This is a genomic window from Nocardia miyunensis NBRC 108239 (assembly GCF_001613065.1).
Lineage (GTDB): Bacteria > Actinomycetota > Actinomycetes > Mycobacteriales > Mycobacteriaceae > Nocardia > Nocardia miyunensis.
Genome location: NZ_BDBQ01000078.1, coordinates 67,808 through 88,680, shown reverse-complemented (window position 1 = coordinate 88,680; position 20,873 = coordinate 67,808). Strand labels below are relative to the sequence as shown.

The window sequence follows — 20,873 nt, the reverse complement described above, 5'->3', positions numbered from 1 at the left end:
TTGCCTGAGTGGGCGATACCCGGGATCGGGAAAAATACCGCTCCGTCGGATGCCGGGTGTCAGCTGACGGCCGTGCCGAACCGGTGCCCGAACCCGTAGGTGAAAGCCACGCTCGCTGCACCACCGAGGACGCCCCCGGACACCTGCGCGGCCGGCGCCGATGCAGACGCTGAGCGATGACGGTGCGGCTTGCTGTTGATCGCCCGGCCCGCCGGATGGTGGTGGGACGAGTTCGGTGCGACTCGTGACCGAGCCCGGGCTCGGTCACGGGTGAGTCCGGGGTCGGGGCATGTACACGGGGGTGTCGAGAGACATTCGGTGAGGCCGACAGTCGGCCTCGACAAGTCCTGGAGTCGATCCGTGTTCTCCGCGCCAATGCTGTGACGGTGCCCCCGCCAGCCCGGGCTCGGAGTCCCGGTTACGGGGGTGGTGCCGGGAGATGTTGTGTTCGAGCAGGCCGATCGACTCGGCCACCCCGACCTCGCCATCGCCGATCGGGTCCAGACGCCCGTCGTTGGCACGCAATTGCCGCAGTGCGTGGCTCATCGCGGTGTGGGCCGCGAACAGGCACGGAGTGGAGTAGATCGCGACGTCGACACCGAGTTCATCGAGCTCGCTCAGCGACAGCCGCGGTGAGAGCCCGCCCGCGATCTGGTTGAACAGCAACGGTTTCGAGCCGATCACCCCGCGCACCTTGCGGATCCATTCGATGCTGCGCACCCCATCGATCAGCAGCACGTCGGCGTCGGTGGCCGCCAGTGCCTCGGCCCGGCGCAAGATCTCGTGCTCGTCGGTGGCATCGGTGCGGGCCACCACCACCAGGTCGGTGCGCGTCGCAAGTACCAGCTCGAGCTTGTCCAGATACTCCTCGAGCGGGAGGATCTGTTTGCCGGAAACGTGCCCACAACGACGGGGCCGTTTCTGGTCTTCCAGGATCACCCCGGACGCGCCGATCGCCTCCAACTGCTCGACCACGTGGCAGGCGACCTCGGGGTCGACGTAGCCGTCGTCGATGTCGACCAGCAGATGCTGGCGCGGGAACGCCAGCCGCAACCGTTGAACGAAGCCGACCATGTCGGGCCAGGCGATGTAGCCGATGTCGGGCAACCCGTAATAGGAAGCGGCGAAACCGAATCCGGACACGAACATGCCGTTGTAGTGCTGCGCGGCGATGGACGCGGAGTACATGTCATAGATTCCGACCAACGGGGTGACCCCGTCACCGGAGATCTCGGTGCGCAATGCGGTGCCATAGCTCATGTTTTCGTGCCTTCCCTGTATACGAGACGGTCGGTCTCCGGGGTGGACTGGTGGCGGCTCGCTTCGTGAGGACGTGGTTGTTCACTCGGCGCACCGCGGACCCGATGGGACGCCGCGCGCTGTGGCGTGAGAGGTATCGACCTCCTCCCGGACGCTCAGTTTTCCGGCGGCGCCGTCACATCCGCCGGTGTTGTCGTGTCGGAAGCGGCCGGAGACGGAATCCATGACACGAACGTGTCAAACGAGTGCTGAGGAAACGCTGAGACGCACGTTGATCGATGTGCGCGCTCAGATCCGCGGTGGATGGGCGGCACCGTGATGGGCATACTCGGGGTTACTGCGAGCCGCCACCGCGCAATATCCGCAACCGCATTCGGTCAGGTGCGCAGGGGCAGGGTCACGCGCAATCGTGCACCGCCCAGTGGTGATTCGCTCACCTGGACGGTGCCGTGGTGTGCGGCAACGATTTCGGCGACGATGGCCAGCCCCAGTCCGGTGCCTCCGCTGCTGCGCGCGCGGTCGTGTTGGAGGCGGACGAACCGGTCGAAGATCCGGGAACGGTCCGCCGCGGGGATCCCTGGCCCGTCGTCGTCGATGACCAGCAGTGCTGCGTGGTCGGTTGTGGAGGTCGTGACGGCAACGGTCGAGTGGGCGTGGGTGAGGGCGTTGTCGATCAGGTTGCGTACGACACGGGTGAGCGCTTGTGGGTCGCCGATCACCTGGGCGGGGTGCAATTGCGCCGTCACTTCCACTGCCGGCGTGCGTCGTTGCAGTCCCAGGACCGTAGCGGTGATGTCGTCGAGGTCGACGTCGATGGTGCGCAGCGTGAGGCCGTGATCGTCGGCCGCGGCCAGGGTGAGCAGGTCGTCGATGAGCTTTTGCATGCGGAGCGCCTCGGGTAACAGGGTCGATCCGATCATGGCTTCGTCGAGGGCCTCGGGATGATGGTGGGCAAGTTCCAGGCCCGCCACCACGGTGGCCAGCGGACTGCGCAGCTCGTGTGAGGCGTCGGCGAGGAAGCGCCGCTGGGCGGCGTGTCCCGTCTGGATGCGGGCGAGCATCTCATTCATCGTGGTGGCCAGCCGCGCGACCTCGTCGCGGGTGGCTGGAACCGGAACCCGTTGTGCGAGTTCGGAAGTACCGATAGCGGCAACCCTGGCCCGGATCGCCTCCATCGACGCCAGTGACCGTCCGACCAGCGCGTAGGTCGCTGCCGCGGCGGCCAGGACGACGATCGGTACGCTCAGGGCCAGTCCGAGTGTCACGTCGTGGAATGCGTCCTCGGCCGGCTCACCGCTGACCGCGGCCACAACCGTGAACGTTCCCGCCGGGCTGTGAACCGTGCGCGCCGAGACTCGCAGGTCGGCGAGCCCGTCGACGGACAACCCGGTCACCGGGCCGGACGACGGAGGCAAGAGTGCTCGCTCGGGCGCCGCGGACGAGGATCGGACCGGCGCTCCGGTGGAGTCGAGGATCTGCACCGCTTCGATGTGCGAGGTGGCCGCCAGCAGCGCCGGGTCCAGCGCGGCAGGAGTTTCGGTGTGCAGTTGCCCGGTGATTTCGGTGATCCGCGCGAGCGCACGGGCATCGACCGAGCCGTACAACGACCTGTACAGCAGCGACAGCATGAGCACAGCACCGAGCAGCACCACGACCGCGACCACTCCCGCCGCGATGAGCGCCGAGCGCACCCGCAGACCCCACCGCGACGGTGCGCAGACGATGCCGAGGTTGCGCATGCCAGACATTCTCGACGACATCGGATCGAATCGGGGGCTCGATCTCAGCGGGTTCTCAGCGCTGTTTTGTCACTGTGGCACGGTGTTATCGAATTCCGTGCCGGTCTGCGAGGCCCTGCCGTGCAGCATCTGATCCTCACCTACGGTCTCACCGCGATCCTGCTGCTGATGGCTGCCGAATCGGCGTGTATCCCGATCCCGTCCGAAGTCACCATGCTGTTGGGCGGAGCCTTGGCAGCGGGTGCGGTCAGCGGGCCGCACCCCAACCTGATCGCGGTCATTGTCGCCGGTACCGCCGGCAATGTCCTCGGTAGCTACCTGGCCTGGCTGGTAGGCCGATACGGCGGCCGCGCCGCCCTGCATCGCTGGGGCCGCTACATCTTCCTGCGCACCGAGGACATCGACCGAGCCCAGGACTGGTTCGTGCGCCGCGGCGCCTCCTCGGTCTTCTGGGCTCGACTGCTGCCCGGGATCCGCACCTTCATCTCCTTGCCTGCGGGCATCGCCGGCATGTCCGCCGCCCGATTCGGGCTCTACACCCTCGCCGGTTGTCTGCCGTGGACCGCGGCCCTGGCCGTGGCCGGGTACGGGGTGGGCGCCAACTGGCATCACCTCGAAGACACCCTCCGAGGCCCGAGCTACCTCGTCGCGGCGCTGGTGGTGCTGGCGATCGCCGTCGCGGTCGTGGTGGTTGTGCGGCGTCGGCGTCGAGCCGCGGTGCGTTCGAACGAGCAGTGAAGTGACTGATCAAGTCGGTTCTTCGTTTCTCAGCGCAGTCACAGCCGTCGGTCGATACGTTCGCCGACCGTGACGGAGATGACGAACTCCCAGGTTGATTCGACCCGGCGCCTGCTGAGCAAGGTGCCCGAGGTCACGGTGTGGTTCTGGATCATCAAGATCCTGTGCACCACGGTAGGAGAAAGCTTCGCCGACTGGATCAACACCTCCCTCGGGGTAGGTCTGGCCCTCACGGCGCTGTTGTTCACTGTCGTGCTGGCCGTCGTGCTGGTCTGGCAGCTACGTGTGGGCCGGTATGTGCCGTTCGTCTACTGGTTTACGGTGGTCGTGCTCAGCGTGACCGGCACCCTGTACACCGACATCCTTACCGACACCCTGCATGTGCCACTCGCGGTGAGCACCAGCGTCTTCGCCGCGGCCCTGGCTGTGGTGTTCGGCGTCTGGTTCGCCCGGGAGCGGACCCTGTCGATCCACTCCATCGTCACCCTGCCTCGTGAATTGTTCTACTGGCTGGCGGTTCTGGTCACCTTCGCCCTCGGCACCGCCGCCGGTGACTGGACACTGCAATTGACCGGCTGGGGGCCTGGCACTTCGGTACTGCTGCCCGCCGGGCTGATCGCCGCGATCGCACTCGGATGGCGACTGGGAGCGAACGCGGTGCTGTCGTTCTGGCTCGGCTACATCCTCACCCGCCCGCTGGGCGCGAACCTCGGCGACTGGTTCGCCTCCTCGCGCGCCGATCACGGCCTCGGGGTCGGCACCGCAGTGACCAGCGTCATATTCCTCCTCGCCATCCTGGCCACCGTCGTCTACCTCACCCGCACCCGCGCCGACGTCATCGAAACACCGCAAACACCCACTACGCCACCGGTTTCCGCCGCGAGCCCGGCACGCGAGCGGCTCATGCTCGCCTACTACGCACTCGTCGCGGTCGCGGCCGGGGTACTGCTGGTGTGGGCTGCGGCGCAACCGCATTCCAGCGCAGCCGGAGACGACGAGACCGCCGCCACACCATCCACCGCGGCAGTAGCCTCCGGCCCGGTGACCGCGCACTTCCCCACGGCCGATATCGCCAACTACCGCACCATCACTCGAGACACCCTCACCAAAGTCCAAGCCGGACAACAGGCCGAGGCCAAGACGCGGATCAAGGACCTCGAAACCGCCTGGGACAAGGATCAGGACACTCTGCAACCGATGGACGCCTCCGCCTGGGACACCCTCGATCACCAGATCGACGCCGCACTACACGCCGTGCGCGCCGCCACACCCGACCCCGCGGTCGAGTCCCGGACATTGACCACTCTGCTGACCAGTCTCGGGTGAATCGGACATGGCCATCACCTATCTGGAATCGATCGTCGTCGGGGCACTGCAAGGGGTCAGCGAGCTGTTCCCGGTGTCCAGCCCCATTGGCCGCCGATCCAGGCGGGCAGCAGAATGCTGTGCCCGGGAGTCCCTGGAGACTTGGCTGCCACCCGACGGTATGCGCGGGCGGATCCAGCGGTGGGACCCCAGCCGCAGTGGCGGGTTCCGGATGGTCCTGACCTATCTCGATCCGGTCGAGGCCCCCGGCAAGAGTTCCGATGCGACCGATGTCGTCGACGTCGAGTTCGCCGAACTGGTACCGCCCGAGCGCGTAATGCAGCAGGCGGTGTTCGAGGCACAGGACCCCTCATACGCGGGCACCATGACGATGACCTGGCAGATCACCGCCACCAGTGCGGGAAGCGAGGTCTCCGTCATCGCCACCGACGTGCCACCGGGCATCGACCAAGCAGCACACGAGGCCGGGATCGCCTCCGCACTGGCCCACCTGGCCTCGTATGTCGAAGCGGCCGACCGGTTTACGACTGGGTGACGCTCCGGCCCGGCCGTGCTGTCGCCAGACCCATAGACCACACAGCGCGAGCAGGTATCCCAGCGCCGCTGCGAATCCGCACGGCCCCGAGTCCGAAAGCCGTCGCGGTAGGGATCTGGACCCGGGGGGAAGACATCCGGCGCAACCAGGGATGGACGGAAGAATCAAAGACCCCGCGCTGCGCGCTCAACGCTCAGCTCTGCAATCGGTGCCTGCCGTACCCCTCGCCCGGGGCCTCGCCTGTGCCGGAGACGATGCGGGCGGGCGGGGCTCCACCACCGCGCTATGTCTTTCTCCACCCGATATCGCGACGGCGGATGCCCACCCCATCCACGCCACCCACTCATCTGGCAATCCTCCGGCGAGTCCCCCAGCGCATGCCTCCTATAACGGGGAAAACGGTCAGTACCACGGACTTTTCCGCCACCTAGAAGCATGCGGCGCACGTTTCTCGGTAACCTGCCTATAACTTGGGCCCTTGATTCTGCGCGGGACGATTCTCAATAGACCGTCCCATATCCGGTTCCAGGGGTCGGGTTCAGGCGGCGTTGGCGGCCAAGTGCGCGACACCGTTGTACGACGACCAGCCCAGGCAGCGCACGATCCCGCAGTGCCGACTGGGTCAGCGCCGGTCCCGCGTCGCGTACCAAGCGCTGGTTCCTCAGCTTGGTCTCAGCTCGGCTCGGGCACACTACAGAGCGAGATCATCCGATGCGCCGCATGTGCGGTGAGAAGCGAGTGGAGGATATGACAGTACCGGCCAGCGACCTTGTCACCCGCTACAAGCTGCCGCAGATCACCGTCATGTTCTGGGTACTCAAGATCGCCGCCACCACCCTGGGCGAGACCGGCGGCGACATGATCTCGCAAACCCTGAAACTCGGCTACATCGATGCGACCCTGCTGTTCCTGGCCATCCTGGTGGTGAGCCTGCTCATCCAACTGCGCGCCCGCCGATTCCACCCGGCGCTGTACTGGACCGTGATCGCGGCGACCAGCACAGCCGGTACCACCATGTCCGACCTGCTCAACCGCGGCCCAGGGCACGGCACGTCCACCGCTGGGGGATTGGGCTATCCCGCCGGTGCCGCGATACTGATCAGCGGCTTGGCTGCGGTGTTCCTGATATGGAAATTCAGCGGCCAAACCTACGACGTCGCCAACATCACGACCTTCCGGGGAGAACTGCTGTATTGGGCGGCGATCCTGCTGTCCAACACCCTGGGCACCTCGACCGGCGACTTCCTGTCCGACAGCTCCGGTCTGGGCTACTGGGGCAGCGCCGTACTCATCGCCGCGGTCATGGCCGCAATCCTTGCCGCGCACTACTTCACGAAAATCCCCGGCGTTCTGCTGTTCTGGATCGCGTTCGTGCTCACTCGTCCACTCGGAGCCACCGGCGGCGACCTGCTGTCCAAACCGCACGCGTCCGGGGGTCTGGCACTGGGCACCTACGGAACTTCGGCCGCGCTGCTGGCCGTCCTCATCGCCGGGATCGCGTACAGCCACCAGCAGCACCGCCGCGAGCACAGCTCCGCCGAGGTCGAACCCGTACTGAACGAGGAGTCCAAAGTTGGCGCCGGCAGCGCCGAGCCCCGGACCACCCACTGACCGGGCCACCAACTTCCCTACATCACCTACATCACCCACATCTGCCGGAGCCACTCGAGGCGATGACACGACCGACCGGGCCAACCAGCCTCAGCATGAGGTATAAGCCGCTCCCCATGCCGGAAGTGAGCCAGAGCCGGTGATCATCCAGCCCGTCGAACCGGTGCCATTCATATAAGCCGGAACCTCATGCAGATACTCATAACCACTACCAGTCAAGGGCACGACCGTGGCCGCGCCCGTACCTGATGCGGTGGGAGACATACGCTGTTCAGCTCCACCACGCGGGCGCGCACGCGATGGCGGCATCGACCAGTTCCTGTTTGGTGAGGGTTTCGTCGCTGAGCCAGCTGGTGATGGCACCGGCGAATCCGTGTGCGAGGAACTGGGCCATGAGGTGGCGGTTGGCGGGCGGCAGCCCCGCGAGGTCCAGGTCGAGCAGTTGCCTGAGGGTGTAGTCGGCGAAGTGGCGCACCAGGGCCTGGTGCACGACATGGTCGGCCCGGTCCTCCAAGACGTGGCGGTAGACCGCCTCGAATCTCAGCACATGTTCGGCAACCTCGTCGACGCCCATTCGGGTGAGTTCGGGTCCCGAGTATCGGCCTGTTGAACGGTTCTCGTCTTCGAGCCGATGTCCTCGATCGAGATCCGCGCACAACACCTCGATCAGAAGTTCCTGAGGGCTGATGAAACGCTTGTAGAAGGTCGCGCGGGTGGTCCCTGCGCGGGCTGCCAGCTCGGCCACGGTGACCTGAGAGATCGGTCGCTGCGAGGCGAGTTCCACCACGGCCTGTCGCAGCGCATGGTTCGTCCGGGCAACCCGAGGATCGGGCTGAACACTCACCTATGCCCCCCTCTGTCCAAAAGTTTCCTTGCCAGCAAACTTACAGCATGATTGTATACAAGTGTCAATTAGTTCTAGCTTCGGCGAAAGGGGATACCGCCGTGAATGCGCACTCTGCACTCTCACCGCAGGAAGCCGCCGATCGGCTGGCGATCCGTGAGCTGGTCGATGCTTACGCCCACTGCGCTGACCGCCGCGACGCCAAGGGCCAGCGTGAGCTGTTCACCACCGACACGCATTTCGTGGTGTACATGGACGCCACCTCCGCGGAGCCGACCCAGGATCTACACGGCCGCGATGCGTTGATCCCGATCTTCGAGAACCTGAACACCTACACCGCGACAACCCACTTCAACGGGCAGAGCACCGTCGATCTCGACGGCGATCGGGCGACGGGCGAAAGCTACTGCATCGCCCACCACGTGTTCTCCGACGAGGCCGGGCAACGGAAACTGATGATCGCCTCGATTCGCTATCTGGACCAATTCGTCAAGCAGGACGGTGAGTGGTTGTTCGCCGAACGCCGGCTGATGGTCGACTGGACCGAGACCCGCGCCTCCCAGCCGTAACCGCGCGCAGGCTTCGGCCGCTGTCACCGACGCACGCGTGCCAGCCCGCGGCACGAGCTGGGTCCGGCGCATTCTCGCCTTCCAGGCCCGTCCGCGTCGACTCGGCGTTACGCCGTAGCCCGAGGTGTTGGCCGAAGGCCCGACGCGAAAGAGGTGTACCTGGCGCGACGGCGGGCTGGGCCAGGGTCAGTTTCACTTTCCGGGGGATCGGAGGGGCATCTATTCAGCAGTTGCCCCTTCCAATCAGTTGTCACCTCTGCGGGAGAAGGGAGTTACACATGCGACACCGCGCATTGGGAAGCCAGGGCTTGTCCGTCGGCGCCCAGGGCCTGGGCCTCATGGGGATGAGCGTCTACTACGGCGCCACCGACGAGACGGAGGCGCTGGCCACCATCGACCGTGCGCTCGAACTCGGCGTCACCTTGCTCGACACCGCCGAGGCCTACGGGCCGTTCATCAACGAGCAACTGCTGGGCAGAGCGCTGACAGGCCGACGCGACGCTGCCGTGGTCGCCACCAAGACCGGGATCGAGATCGACGACAACGGTACGGTGCTCGACCTCAACGGCCGGCCCGAATACGTCCGCCGAGCCCTCGAACGCTCATTGCGGCACCTGGGCACCGACCACGTCGACCTCTACTACCTCCACCGCATCGATCCCAAGGTGCCCATCGAGGAGACCGTCGGCGCGCTGGCCGAACTGGTCGACGAGGGCAAGGTCCGCTACATCGGCGTATGCGAAGCCTCCGCGCAGACCATCCGGCGTGCTCACGCCGTGCACCCGCTGACTGCCGTTCAGACCGAGTACTCGCTGTTCGAGCGAGGCATCGAAAACGACGGGGTACGCGACACGCTGCAGGAGCTGGGAATCGGGCTGGTCGCCTACGCCCCGTTGGGGCGCGGCTTCCTCTCCGGTGCGATCACCAGTCCCGCCGACTTCACCGAAGACGACTGGCGCCGCAACGACCCGCGATTCCAGGGCGAGAACTTCGACCGCAACCTCGACGTCGTCAGCGAGGTCGGCCGCCTCGCCAACGACAAGGGCGTCACGGTCTCCCAGTTGGCACTGGCCTGGGTCCAGCATCAGGAAGCGGTGGCCATCCCCGGCACCAAGCGCCGCAGCTACCTCGAAGAAAACGTCGCCGCGACAGAAGTGACGCTGAGTGCCGACGATATTGCCGCGATCGAGGCGGTCGCGCCGCGCGGCGTGGTCACTGGCGACCGCTATGCCCCCGAACAGATGGGAACGCTCCACGGCTGATCCACCGGCAGTTCGACCAGGCATTCACCCGCAACACCAAGGGCACGCTGCTCACCCTGCGGGCCGCAGCACGCCACGTCGCCAACGGCGGCCGGATCATCTGCATCGGGACCAGCACATTCATCGCCCCGGTCCCGAACCAGGCGCTGTACGGCTCGAGCAAACTGGCACCGTCCTACAGGGTGCAGGTGCTGGCACTGGAACTCACCGGCCGCGGGGGCACCGTCAACGCTATCCTGCCGACCGCGATCGACGGGCGGGTGTGTTCACCGACCCGAATCAGAACCAGGAGTTGCAGCAGTTCGCGGTCGCCGGCCTCGGCGGACGCATCGGCAACCGAATCGGCACCGTTGTTCTTGCGCCACAACACTTTCTGATCGGCCATCGGGCCGCGTGTTTATGAGATCTGCTGTGCGCATTGAAGTATGAGTGCGCGGACGGCCTGCACCGCGGGGCGGGCGCGGCTGGTATCGCGGCAGATCAGCAGCACGTCCTGGTGGTGGTCGGGGATGTCGAGGCGTTTGAGTACGACGTGGGGGGTGGTCGGAATGAGATTGGGAATAATCGGCAGGAAGGTGATTCCGTACCCGAGGCCAGCGAGTGTGATCATGACCCGGTACTCGCTGCTGTGATGGACGATCGCGGGCCGGAACCCGGCCTGTTCGCACCAAGGGGTGAGCAGATGAGTGATGGTCTCTCCCGCGATCCATTCCTCGTCACGCAGCTCGGTGATATCGATCGGATCGGTTCTGCGGTGGAGCCGATGGTTCTCGGGCAGAACGAGTTGTGCGCGGTCGGTGTACAACCGCTCGTGATGTAGTCCGGGCGGCGGTGGGGCGTTGCGGTAGTGATAGGCGGGTACGACGGCCAGATCGAGTTCCCCGGTCTGCAGACTCGTCAGCGCCGACAACGCGAGGGTCTGGGTGCTCTCGAGGGTCACCGCGGGGTAGGCGGTCCGCAGATCGCCCAGCACGACGGGCAGAAGCCGCAGGGCGGCGGTCTGGAACAGCCCGATACGCACGCGGCCCGCGACCGTGGTGCGCGCCTGCTCGATGATCGCATCAGTGGTTTCGATCTCCCGGTGCAGCCTGTGTGCACAGGCAGCCAGAGCGCGCCCGGTCTCGGTGAGCCGCAACCGGCGCCCGATGCGTTCGGTGACCGGAACCCCGACCTCTCGTTCGAGAACGGCCAGCCGGTGGCTGGCGGCGGAGTGGCTCAGATACAGGGCATCCGCGGCTGCGGCCAAGGTCTCATGGACATCCAGATAATGCAGAAGTTGCAAGCCGCGCACATCGACCATAGCTGCATAATATGCATGTATCAGGCTGCAAAGAATGCGCTTGTTGCAGGTAAATGACGGTGTTTAGCTGAATACATGACCGAACATGCAGTGGCCATACCGATGACCCGCCCGGCCCGATCGGGCGAGACACCCTATGCCGCGGGGACTGTGCTCCGCGATACGGGCGATCATGTCGCCAAACTCGACCAGGCGTGGCGGGTGATCCGTCTGCGGCGTGCCAAAGCCCTGCCGCTGTACAACGTCAGCGGGCTCGCGCGGGGGTTGCCCATACCGGCGGATACGGACGAATGGGAACTCGACGACGAATGGGCAGGGGCGTCATATAGCGAGCAGGTCCGGGCGCTCGGGTTGGAACACTTCGGCGGCTCCCCGGCTGTTCACGACATCGCCGTGACCAACAGGCTGACCGCGGCCATCTACGTGGCGATGCAGGTCTGTGCGCGGCCGGGGTCCACGGTGATCGGCGTCTCAGCCGGCTACAGCCATCCCTGTGTGCGGCGCGCCGCACGCGATGCGGGAGCCCGGTTCACCGACACGGTCGGCCTGAATGAGTTCCGTGCCGCGCTGGAGCAGGAGCCGGACGTGAGCGTTGTCGCCTTGACCCGGCTCGCTGTCACCTACGAGGCCCTGGACCAGACGGATATGCAACAGATCGTGCAGCTGGCTCACGCCCGGGGAGCAGTAGTCGTGCTCGACGACGCGGGGGGAGCGCGGGTCGGCCCTGCACTACTGGGCCAGCAGCGCAGCCTGGCGCTGGATGTCGATCTGTGCGCCACCGGCTTGGACAAGTACGGAGTGGCGGGGCCGCGGGTCGGGTTATTGGGCGGGCGAACCGAACTCGTCGCTGCCGCACGCGCACGCGCCTTCGAACTGGGCAGCGAATGCCGCCCCGTACTCTATCCGGCGGTCGTGGAATCGCTGCGGCGGTACAGCGATCAACAGGTGCGCGATCTCGTCGCCTCCACCGCCACGATCGGCGCACTGCTGCAGGCCCGCCTCGGGGACATCGTCGACAGCACCCCGTTCATCTTCGAGCTGACCGGCGAGGCGATTCGAGACGAACTCGACCGGCGCGGCGGTGGCCGATCGGTGAAACTGGCTCCCATCGAGGCGACAGCGTTGCTGGCCGCCGTGCTGCTGGCCGACCACGGCCTGCTTACCGTGCACTTCGCCGGATTACCACCGGGAACCTCGGCGCTGATGATCAAATTCATCTCGGCACAAACCGTCGAATCCCTGGGCGGGGCACAACGATTCGCAGACATGGTCGACGAGTCACTGACCCGGGCTGCGCAGATCGGTACCGACCTCGCCGCGGTTCGCACCGTCCTGCTCGGCAGATAACGACCCGCGCACCCGTGATTTCCACAACCGATGACGCGCCTGGTGACCGCCCAATTGCGGCACCGGGAGCGCACGGTGTCGTCTCGAAGCCACACCGGCTATCGCACTACAAATGCCGAGGACGCCCACTCACCTGAGTGACAGGGGCATCCTCGTTCCTATGTTCGATTCGCCCGCCGCAGGTATCAGGTAGCGATCGTCGCGTGCATCTCCCACACGATGACCTCGGCGCCCATATCCGTGGTCAGTGCCTGTCCGCCGCCGCGCAGGCGAACGGCGTCACCCTCGTCCAGGACCCCGGCGCCTTCCATCGCGACCTGCCCCCGCGCGACGAAGACATGTAGGAAGGGCGCGTCCGGAAGCGTGATGGGATCCTGCCCCGGCTGCATCCGCGCCACGTGCATCGTGGCGTATCGGTTGCTGATCCGGATCGCGGCGTGGTCGGCGTGCTCGGGCATGCCCGATGCCACGGGAACCAGCCCGCCGGAGAGCAATTCGCCGTCGATCTCGAGCTGCTCATACGACGGCGTGATTCCGGCCTCGTCGGGTACCACCCACATCTGGACGAAGTGCACAGGATCCTCGTGGCGGGCCGCGTGTGCGGAATCGGCGGCGGACAGGCGCCAGGAGTCGTTCTTCTCCGAGTGCAGGATGCCGGTACCCGCACTCATCCGCTGCGCGAGCCCCGGGTAGATCACCCCCGAATTACCCATCGAGTCCTGGTGCACGAGCGACCCTCGCAGGACCCACGTGACGATCTCCATGTCCCGGTGCGGGTGCGTCTCGAATCCCATTCCCGGCGTGACGATGTCGTCGTTGTTCACCAGGAGCAACCCGTGGTGGGTGTTGTCCGGGTCGTAGTGGCCGCCGAACGAGAACGAATGCTTCGAGTCCAGCCACCCAGCATCGGTGGCGAACCGCTCGCCCGCGCGGCGAATGTCGACGGACGGTTCGACGTATTGCATATCGACGCCTTTCACAGTGCGTATCGGGGCGGGACGCATTCGAGCAGAAACCGGCGCAGGTCAGGAATGACCGACTCCGGAACCTCATGTGCCCCACGCCGTTGGATGCGTTCCCGCAGGTCGTCTTCGTCCAGCACACCCTTGCTCGTCGCCACCGGTGCCGTGGAGAAGCAGGAGTGGTGGAGCATCGACCCCGGGCCGCCAGACGTGCGGCCGGTCGAGTACGCTCACAGAATCCGGCTTCCGTACATCTGTCCCAGCGGGTCGGCGATCAGCTCGATCCGGGCGCCGTCGGGGTCGCGGAAGTACATCGACACCTCACTGTGCTCGACGAACTCGACCCCGGCATCGGTCAGTCTGTCGCGCAGCGTCTCCCACTGCGAGGGTTCGAGGCTGATCGCCACATGGTGCAAGCCCCCGAGAACCTCCTGGTACGGACCGAGGTCCAGGCCCGGAAAGTCGAAGAACGCCAACAGATTCCCGTTACCGATATCGAAGAAGAAGTGCGAAGACCCCGGGTAGTCGCGGTTCTCGATCAACTCGACCAGCGGGAAGCCGAGCAGGTCCTGATAGAACCGGACAGTCCGTTCGACATCCGAGGAGACCAGCGCCGTGTGGTGCAACCCGCGAGCCGTGGACGCGGGAGCATCGTCGTGCGGCCGCATGTACTTCTCCCGCAGCCGCGCACGCATCGTTTCCTGCTCCGCGGAACGTCGCTGCTCGGTCTCGTTCATCTCTCCCGCTCCTCCCAATCGCTATCGGGCCGACTCCTCAACGGTAACCCAAGTAGTTTCCTAGTCAATCATTCTTCGAGAAGACGATCGGTTTCGTCTCCCACGGCGCCGACGGCGGTATCCGCGCCGTGGAACAGTGGCGTCAGATCGTCGCCAACTTCCAGGTGATCGACATCCGCAGCCAAGTCGCACTCGGCCTGTTCACCGACTTCGGGCCCGACGGCTTCGCACCGATCGAGCGCCGGGCCGGCGAACTGACCACCCTCTTGGACAATCTCGTCGACGCAACCAATCACATGCGCCGCTGACACCCACCGAAACATGGACGCCGGGTCGGTCCGGTGGGGTCTTGCTTCTCGGCTCACCGACCGACCCGGCGACCGGGCGTGCGGATGGGTACAACTTCACCCCGATGAAGGTCAATATGGTCGACGAAGCACCACGCGCCGCGTCAACGTACCGATGTGGTCAGGCCCGAGGTCGGCCGAGGGCGCGTTGCGCCGCAGCGGGATCCAAGTGCTCGACGACCCGGGACAGCACATCACCGAGCCGACTCACCTCGGCGGGTGTGAGAGCATCGAACAGATGCTTGCGAACCGTCTCCACATGCCCTGGAGCGGTCTCGACCAACTTGTCCCAGCCCGCCGCGGTCAATACCGCCCACACGCCACGGCCGTCATCCTCGCAGCCGAGCCGCTCCGCCCACCCGGCGCGAACCAACCGGGCCAGCGCACGAGAGACTCCCCCACGGGTCGTCATGATCCGGTCGGCGACATCGGCCATCCGCAATCGCCGATCGGGAGCCTCCGACAACGCGACGAGAATCTCGAAGTCCGCGAACCCGATCCCGCTGTCCCGGGACAACTGCCGCTCCATCGCTCCCTGCAGCAGCCGCGATGCGTCGATATACGCCCGCCACGTCCGGGCCTGCTCCGGCTCGAGCCACTGCGGTTCAGACACCTCCACTCCCCCACCATACGCGGATGGTTTACAGAGAAACTATCAGCGGAAACCGGCGTCACAGCGGCTGGCCCAGGCCACCGCCACTACTCGGAAGATGCTCGTCCGAGGCGGCGGGCGATCTCACGGATCCCGAGACCGCGTTCGCGCAGCGTGGCAATACGTTGGCGTTCGAGTCGCCTCAGATACCGGTCCCGACCGGGCCTCGTCGGAGATCCGCAACGAGGACGACATCATCCTTACTATGAGACGCCGCCACCCCGGGAACCGATCACCACCGGCCTTCCCCCCGCGCCTCGCGTGTTCCTCGGCCGGGACCGGGAGTTGCAGCAGATCCTCGACGCCGCGGACCAGAGGCGGGCGGTGTCGATCCACGCGATCGACGGCATGGCCGGCGTCGGGAAAACCGCCACATCAACCTGGACCGAAACTATGGGGTCAGGTCACACCCAGACCACAACCCTGCCGGGCTGAACTGTCTTTTATGTAGGGGGTGGGGCAGGCTCGGCTCGAGGCGGATTACGACGCCGAGACGATGCCGGCGGAACGTAGCCGGGTAAGGACCCTGCGGTACGCATACACTGTGGTCTCCAGTTCGTGATCTCCGTGGGCGGCCGAGGTGAAGCCACCATTGAAAATCGAATTGATTACTCCCTCAGTAGCAAGACCCCACATCAGGGCTTCACTGATGTCGAGCGGGCCGTTCGCGAGTTGAGACGGAGCAATGCCTCCGAGACTTGCGACTCCGGGTGTGATGCCGACGTCGGGCGCGTTCGCCGGACGGAGATGGACCCAGTAAGTCGACGCCAACCCATAGGCGAAGCCAGCGATCCCGAGCTCCGCGAATACCTCGTTGAGCGCGGATTTCAGTCTATCGGCGTACATGGTGGCGCGGCGCTGAGCGGATCCGTCGACGAGTGCCTCGATAGTCGCGATCGCGGCTGTGGCCGTGAGGGGATGCCCGTTGAAGGTCCCGGAATGTCCGACCGTGGAACGGATACCGGATGCGATCTGCTCCATCACGGCCTGCTTGCCGAGCACGACTCCCCCTGGGTATCCGCCGGTGGCGATCTTGCCCAGCAAGGAGATGTCCGGGTCGAGTTCGAGCTGTTCCTGAACGCCACCTGGTGCCCACCGCAACCCAGTGATGTTCTCGTCGGCGATGAAAAGCACGTCATGTCGGCGAGCCAGGTCGCGGAGCGCGCGGAGTTTCGCGGGTGCCAGCGGTGTCAGTCCCATGCCTGCTCCCGAGGGTTCAACGATCACGGCGGCAATGTCGCCGACGGCGAGCCTCTCCGCCACGGCGGATAGATCGCCGTCGAGCGACATCGCAACCACGGTGTCCGTCTCCGAGGTTGGTACGCCCGTCGGGGCCTGGTCGTACGGCGCCATGTTGCCGATCATGAGCTGGTCATGCCAGCCGTGATAGGAGCGGTGGAAGCGCAGGATCCGCGGCTTGCCTGTGAATGCACGTGCGAGGCGGAATGCCAAGGTGCTCGATTCGCTTCCGGAGCCGGTGAAACGGACCAGGTCGGCTGCAGGGAAGAGGGCTTTGAGGCGTTCACCCCAGAGCACCTCGAGTTCCGTGTTCGTCGCACCCGGTCGTGTTGGGTTGTAGGCGCGAATGGCCTCCACGACGGTGGGGTATGCGTGTCCCAGGATCGCGGAGGCGCCGTTGAGCGCGTGGTCGACATGCGGTGTGCCGTCCACGTCCCAGATGAGGGCGCCCCTCCCCTGTGTGAAGTAGAGCGGGAACGGCTGGAGTGCGCGGAAGTTGTGACTCGATCCGCCCGCCAGGGCGAGTTTCGCCCGTAGATACATTGCCTGTGAGGCCGGGTGGGTGTCGACGTATTCCTGACGCATCACGTCGAATACGGACTCCCCGGCTGCGGTAGGACGCGGCTCTCTCAGCGGCTTCATCGAGAGTTCCCGGTCGGCGACTCGGACTGCCCGGCGGCCGCGATCAGCGAGTCCTTCTCCAGGGTGAGCTGAGTGCGTAATTGCGCGCGTTCGCATTCCGGAAGGAAAGCGCCGTCGATGGCGTCCAGGACGCGCGCGAAAGCTGTCTCCACATCCCATCCGAGATTCTGGGCGGCGCGCACGTACTCCTCACCGATGTCGGTGTGGAACAGCGACGGGTCGTCGGTGTTGATCGACGTCGAGACCTGCGCCTCGATCATCCCCTGGATAGGCGATGCCTCGGGTGTGGTGTCGAAATAGTAGCTGGCGCATGTCCAGCACGCGGTGTGATGGATGCGCTGCTCGACAACTCGCTCGAGCAGTTCGCGGTTGCGCAGCACGTAGTAGCCGTGGTCGATTCGCTCGCAGTGCAGGAGATCGAGCGCGTCGGCGGTGTCCTCCAGTGGCAAGCCGGCGTGGGCTGTCCGATGCAGGCCGTGGCGTTCGGCCAAATCGAACGCCTCGACGAACTTCGCCGCCGGCCCGACGAAGTTGTCGCCGTCGATGCCGATCCCGATCACCTTCTCATGGGGATGGGCGAGCATGTTCTGCACCAGTTCCACGGCCACCGAGGTGTCCTCACCACGGTTGATGCCCGCGATGAGACCACACCGGACACCGGTTGCCTGCTCGGCGTCGCGTATTCCTTCGACGAGCCCGGCGATCATCTCGGGGTAGCTCATCGCGGGATGGGCGGTTGCCTGGAAGAACAGCTCCGCATAACGCACGTTTCCGGCGGCAACGCCGTCACTGATCGCCTCGAAGGCGACGCGGCGGTAGTCGTCGGGAGTGGCGATAACGGGGCAGACGGCGAAGAGCGTGCGCAGGAATGTGTCCTGGTCATACCCCGGGGGATAGAGAGTCTCTGGGTCATATGTCGGAAGCGCGATGTCGTTCTTCCGGGCAAGGTCGATCGCAGTCTCGGCGCGAATCGAGCCGTCGAGATGCCAGTGGAGCTCCACTTTGGGGAGCTTGCGGATCAGTTCGAGATCGTTGTCGATCGCCATGGGGTGTTCTCCTCATCTGGAGGTCAACGGGAATTCGGGGTGGTGACATCCCGGGCATGCCGGATGGGATCGGGGATGGGGGGACGCGTGGCGACGTGCTCGAAATCCCGTGTCGGGTAGTAGCGGGACAGATATGCCGACTCCCACTCGTACGGGGTGATGGGTTCGTATTTCTTCTGCCCGCCCTCGACGAATACCTCGAACGTGTCGATGACGGTATCCAACGCCGGCAGGTAGAAGGTGGGGATGGACAAGCGGGCCTTGCCAGGTTCCTGAGCAGCGATGACGCGGTGGCTCGTCGATTTCCAGCGATCGTTCGTCCAGCGCGAGATCAGATCGCCGAGATTGATGATCAACGCGCCCGCGACGACCGGCACGTCGATCCAGGTGCCGTCGGTCGCCTGCAGTTGTAGCCCCGTGTAGTCACCGGTTTGGTGGAGAAGCGTGAGCACGCCGCTGTCGGTGTGTGGCTGCAGGGTCACCCTGGGGTTGTCGGGTGTCGACAGTTCTTCCTGCGGTGGGTAGTAGTTGGCCGAGATCGTTGACGCGTCGAGGATGAGTTGGTCGTCGAAGTGGTCCTGAGGAAGTCCCAGCGCGAGTGCGCACAGTTGCATCAGCTGCGCGCCGAATGCCCGGGTATGGCCGAACAGCTCGCGGAAAGCCGGCTCGAGGCTGGGAACGCTGGTCGGCCAGATGTTCGGGACGAAGTAGTCGGAAAATTCGGGCGGGACTCCGGCGGACTCCGCCTCCTGCGGGTTGTCGAAACGGCAGACCTGGAGACGAACGACCGCGATATCCTCGTCCGCGGCATCTCCGCGCTGCCCGCGACGAATCTCGACCCCGCGGAACGGGTGACCCGACGGCGAGGTCAGCTCCGCCAGTTCGGTAAGTGGTCGCTGCGCAAGCAGTTTCATCGCGCTGTCGACGTGATCGAGGGCATCCTGGGGGATGCCGTGACCGACGACCTGTAAGAAGCCCACGTTCTCGCACGCATCCGCGAGCGCGGCGACAGCGTGCGTGGGATCTTTGCCGGCCAGGAAGTCGGAGATGTCGATGACCGGGACCGTGGTCCCTGCGTCGACGCTGGACATGAAGGAGCTCCTGAAAGGTGATATGGGCAAGGGATGCGATTCACACGGACGTCGCGGTGGGTCGGCCGCGGCCGACAGCCGTGAGCCGTTCGAGAAGGATGTGCTCGAACCTCGCGAAGTCGGGGTGGCCGAGAGTGTCGATCGTGCGCTTGCCGGGAATCCCGACGTCGAGCACGAGGTCGATCACGGCCGGCTTCTGGGACAGGACGTAGATCCGGTCGGAGAGCAGTACCGCCTCGGGCACATCGTGAGTGATCAGAACGACTGTCCATCCCTGTTCATGGGCGGTCGTCGCGAGCCACATTTGGAGTTCGGTGCGGGTCAGGTAGTCGAGCGCTCCGAAAGGCTCGTCGAGCAGTAGTATGGGCCGGCCGATCGCCACCGTCCGGAGCAGGGCCGCCCTCTGCCGCATACCCCCGGACAGTTCCCATGGATAGCTGTCGCCGAAGTCCTCCAGTCCGAAGGTCGGCAACAGGTCCCGCACCTCGGATTCGGCTCGGCGACGTGATCGTCCCTGCAGGCGTAGCGCCAGCGCGGCGTTGCCCACGATGGTGTGCCAGGGAAAGAGCAGGTCCTTCTGCGGCATATACGCGCAGTGGGACGAGAGACCATGCGTCGCGGTCCCCTCGGCCAGCATGAGGCCGGAGTCCGGCTCCTCGAGTCCGGCGAGCATCGACATCACGGTCGATTTGCCGGACCCGCTGGGTCCCACGATGGACACGAACTCTCCCCGGCTGATATCCATGGACACATCGGAGATCACCTGGAGCGGATCTGCTCCTCGTGGGTGGAACGCCTTGGTGACGTTGCGGACCGACAGGATCGGTTGCTGCTCGGGGTTCATCGTCCAGCCGCCTTCCGCCGCCGCTCCCAGGGAGCTATCAGCGCTTCGATGAGGTATGTGAGCAGGAAGAGAAGGACGCTGAAAGCGACCACGACCAGGACCATGGCGAACACCAGATTCGTACGCAGGGTGCTGATCTGCGTCTGCAGGTATATGCCGAGCCCCTTCTCCCCGCCCACGTACTCGGCGAAGACGGCCGCGGTGACGGCGTAGCTCATCACGACACGAATGCCCGTGATCACGAACGGCAGCGATGAAGGAGCTCGCAGGTACCGATAGATCTGCCATCGGCTCGCCCCCATTGACCGCAAGAGCTTCCCGGCTTCGACATCGGCCGAGTTGAGGCCTTGGACCGCGGCCACGGTGATCGGGAAGAACGTCGCGATCACGACGAGAATGACTTTCGGAGGAAGACCGAAGCCGAGCCAGGTCACCATCAGGGGTGCGATCGCGACGACCGGAACGGCTTGTGCCGCGACGAACAGTGGCAGCACCGAATGACGGGCCCGAGGGAAGAAGTCCAATGCCGTGGCGACCACCGCCGACACCACGATGGAGGCCGCCACCCCTTCGACGGTTTCCACCAGGGTGGGAACGGTGTTCGCCCACAGGTTCACCCGGTCGTGCCATGCCCCGTTCCATACCTGGGACGGTGACGGCAGCACCAAGGGAGATGGCTGGATGATCCGGACAGCCAGCTCCCATATGCCCAGGACAACGGCAATCACCGCGATCTGGGTCCCCAGAGTCCTGCGAAAGGGTTGTGTTCGTCGCGTCCAAGC

The 20,873-nt window shown here is 65.4% G+C and carries 20 protein-coding genes and 2 pseudogenes; 9 read left to right on the top strand and 13 right to left on the bottom strand.

Going from position 1 to position 20,873, the window contains the following annotated elements; genetic code table 11:
- Window positions 1-264: 264 nt before the first annotated feature.
- The gene (locus NM2_RS32035; RefSeq protein ID WP_084531774.1) at window positions 265-1,260 is read right to left on the bottom strand and encodes an isocitrate lyase/PEP mutase family protein; all 996 of its coding nucleotides are present in this window, start codon (window positions 1,258-1,260) and stop codon (window positions 265-267) included.
- 377 nt (window positions 1,261-1,637) lie between these two features.
- The gene (locus tag NM2_RS32030; RefSeq protein WP_084531773.1) at window positions 1,638-2,999 is read right to left on the bottom strand and encodes a sensor histidine kinase; all 1,362 of its coding nucleotides are present in this window, start codon (window positions 2,997-2,999) and stop codon (window positions 1,638-1,640) included.
- 120 nt (window positions 3,000-3,119) lie between these two features.
- Between NM2_RS32030 and NM2_RS32025 the strand changes: the two genes are divergently transcribed.
- The 4 genes from NM2_RS32025 (at window position 3,120) to NM2_RS32010 (ending at window position 7,209) form a co-directional block, all read left to right on the top strand.
- On the top strand, window positions 3,120-3,737 hold the full coding sequence (locus tag NM2_RS32025; RefSeq protein WP_067676765.1) for a DedA family protein: 618 nt from the start codon (window positions 3,120-3,122) through the stop codon (window positions 3,735-3,737).
- A gap of 78 nt (window positions 3,738-3,815) precedes the next feature.
- Window positions 3,816-5,063 (top strand): COG4705 family protein, encoded by a 1,248-nt coding sequence (locus NM2_RS32020; protein WP_067676763.1) that lies wholly within the window; start codon window positions 3,816-3,818, stop codon window positions 5,061-5,063.
- A gap of 7 nt (window positions 5,064-5,070) precedes the next feature.
- The gene (locus tag NM2_RS32015) at window positions 5,071-5,598 is read left to right on the top strand and encodes an SRPBCC domain-containing protein (protein WP_084531772.1); all 528 of its coding nucleotides are present in this window, start codon (window positions 5,071-5,073) and stop codon (window positions 5,596-5,598) included.
- Between the two features lie 747 nt (window positions 5,599-6,345).
- A complete protein-coding gene (locus NM2_RS32010; RefSeq protein ID WP_067676786.1) occupies window positions 6,346-7,209 on the top strand; it encodes a COG4705 family protein in 864 nt (287 codons plus the stop codon).
- Between the two features lie 271 nt (window positions 7,210-7,480).
- Here the strand turns inward: NM2_RS32010 and NM2_RS32005 are convergent, their stop codons facing one another.
- Window positions 7,481-8,053 carry a TetR/AcrR family transcriptional regulator gene (locus NM2_RS32005; RefSeq protein ID WP_157121438.1) on the bottom strand — a complete coding sequence of 191 codons (573 nt, stop codon included), beginning with the start codon at window positions 8,051-8,053 and terminating at the stop codon, window positions 7,481-7,483.
- A 101-nt stretch (window positions 8,054-8,154) separates the two neighbouring features.
- Between NM2_RS32005 and NM2_RS32000 the strand changes: the two genes are divergently transcribed.
- The 3 genes from NM2_RS32000 (at window position 8,155) to NM2_RS53110 (ending at window position 10,261) form a co-directional block, all read left to right on the top strand.
- Window positions 8,155-8,622 (top strand): nuclear transport factor 2 family protein, encoded by a 468-nt coding sequence (locus tag NM2_RS32000; RefSeq protein ID WP_067676762.1) that lies wholly within the window; start codon window positions 8,155-8,157, stop codon window positions 8,620-8,622.
- Window positions 8,623-8,900: 278 nt separating this feature from the next.
- Window positions 8,901-9,884 (top strand): aldo/keto reductase, encoded by a 984-nt coding sequence (locus NM2_RS51040; RefSeq protein WP_067676760.1) that lies wholly within the window; start codon window positions 8,901-8,903, stop codon window positions 9,882-9,884.
- A complete protein-coding gene (locus NM2_RS53110) occupies window positions 9,881-10,261 on the top strand; it encodes an SDR family oxidoreductase (protein ID WP_218026032.1) in 381 nt (126 codons plus the stop codon). Before NM2_RS51040 ends, NM2_RS53110 begins: the two co-directional genes overlap by 4 nt.
- 20 nt (window positions 10,262-10,281) lie before the next feature.
- On the opposite strand, the gene NM2_RS31985 is transcribed toward NM2_RS53110, so the two are convergent.
- On the bottom strand, window positions 10,282-11,184 hold the full coding sequence (locus NM2_RS31985; protein WP_067676756.1) for a LysR substrate-binding domain-containing protein: 903 nt from the start codon (window positions 11,182-11,184) through the stop codon (window positions 10,282-10,284).
- 75 nt (window positions 11,185-11,259) lie between these two features.
- On the opposite strand from NM2_RS31985, the gene NM2_RS31980 reads away from it, so the two are divergent.
- On the top strand, window positions 11,260-12,531 hold the full coding sequence (locus NM2_RS31980) for a hypothetical protein (RefSeq protein ID WP_157121437.1): 1,272 nt from the start codon (window positions 11,260-11,262) through the stop codon (window positions 12,529-12,531).
- A gap of 185 nt (window positions 12,532-12,716) precedes the next feature.
- Here the strand turns inward: NM2_RS31980 and NM2_RS31975 are convergent, their stop codons facing one another.
- Window positions 12,717-13,496: a pirin family protein gene (locus tag NM2_RS31975; protein ID WP_067676784.1), complete on the bottom strand. Its 780-nt coding sequence runs from the start codon at window positions 13,494-13,496 to the stop codon at window positions 12,717-12,719.
- A gap of 227 nt (window positions 13,497-13,723) precedes the next feature.
- Window positions 13,724-14,230 (bottom strand): VOC family protein, encoded by a 507-nt coding sequence (locus NM2_RS31970; RefSeq protein ID WP_067676752.1) that lies wholly within the window; start codon window positions 14,228-14,230, stop codon window positions 13,724-13,726.
- 74 nt (window positions 14,231-14,304) lie between these two features.
- Between NM2_RS31970 and NM2_RS31965 the strand changes: the two are divergent.
- Window positions 14,305-14,538 (top strand): annotated as a pseudogene (locus NM2_RS31965) (NADPH-dependent FMN reductase); the annotation flags it as partial.
- A 160-nt stretch (window positions 14,539-14,698) separates the two neighbouring features.
- Here the strand turns inward: NM2_RS31965 and NM2_RS31960 are convergent.
- The 7 genes and pseudogenes from NM2_RS31960 to NM2_RS31935 all read right to left on the bottom strand — a co-directional run bounded on the left by NM2_RS31960 (window position 14,699) and on the right by NM2_RS31935 (window position 20,819).
- Window positions 14,699-15,190, bottom strand: coding sequence for a MarR family winged helix-turn-helix transcriptional regulator (locus NM2_RS31960; RefSeq protein WP_067676782.1), 492 nt, complete (start codon window positions 15,188-15,190; stop codon window positions 14,699-14,701).
- A 92-nt stretch (window positions 15,191-15,282) separates the two neighbouring features.
- Window positions 15,283-15,409, bottom strand: a pseudogene (locus tag NM2_RS53105) (helix-turn-helix domain-containing protein); the annotation flags it as partial.
- A gap of 300 nt (window positions 15,410-15,709) precedes the next feature.
- A complete protein-coding gene (locus NM2_RS31955) occupies window positions 15,710-17,110 on the bottom strand; it encodes an aspartate aminotransferase family protein (RefSeq protein WP_169816274.1) in 1,401 nt (466 codons plus the stop codon).
- Entirely contained in the window at window positions 17,107-18,156 is a 1,050-nt protein-coding gene (gene add, locus NM2_RS31950) for an adenosine deaminase (RefSeq protein ID WP_067676748.1), read from the bottom strand. Before add ends, NM2_RS31955 begins: the two co-directional genes overlap by 4 nt.
- A 23-nt stretch (window positions 18,157-18,179) precedes the next feature.
- Window positions 18,180-19,247, bottom strand: a complete 1,068-nt coding sequence (locus NM2_RS31945) for an isopenicillin N synthase family dioxygenase (protein WP_067676746.1) — start codon at window positions 19,245-19,247, stop codon at window positions 18,180-18,182.
- A gap of 40 nt (window positions 19,248-19,287) precedes the next feature.
- Window positions 19,288-20,091, bottom strand: a complete 804-nt coding sequence (locus NM2_RS31940) for an ABC transporter ATP-binding protein (RefSeq protein WP_067676744.1) — start codon at window positions 20,089-20,091, stop codon at window positions 19,288-19,290.
- Window positions 20,088-20,819 carry an ABC transporter permease gene (locus tag NM2_RS31935; RefSeq protein WP_169816273.1) on the bottom strand — a complete coding sequence of 244 codons (732 nt, stop codon included), beginning with the start codon at window positions 20,817-20,819 and terminating at the stop codon, window positions 20,088-20,090. Before NM2_RS31935 ends, NM2_RS31940 begins: the two co-directional genes overlap by 4 nt.
- Window positions 20,820-20,873: the final 54 nt, after the last annotated feature.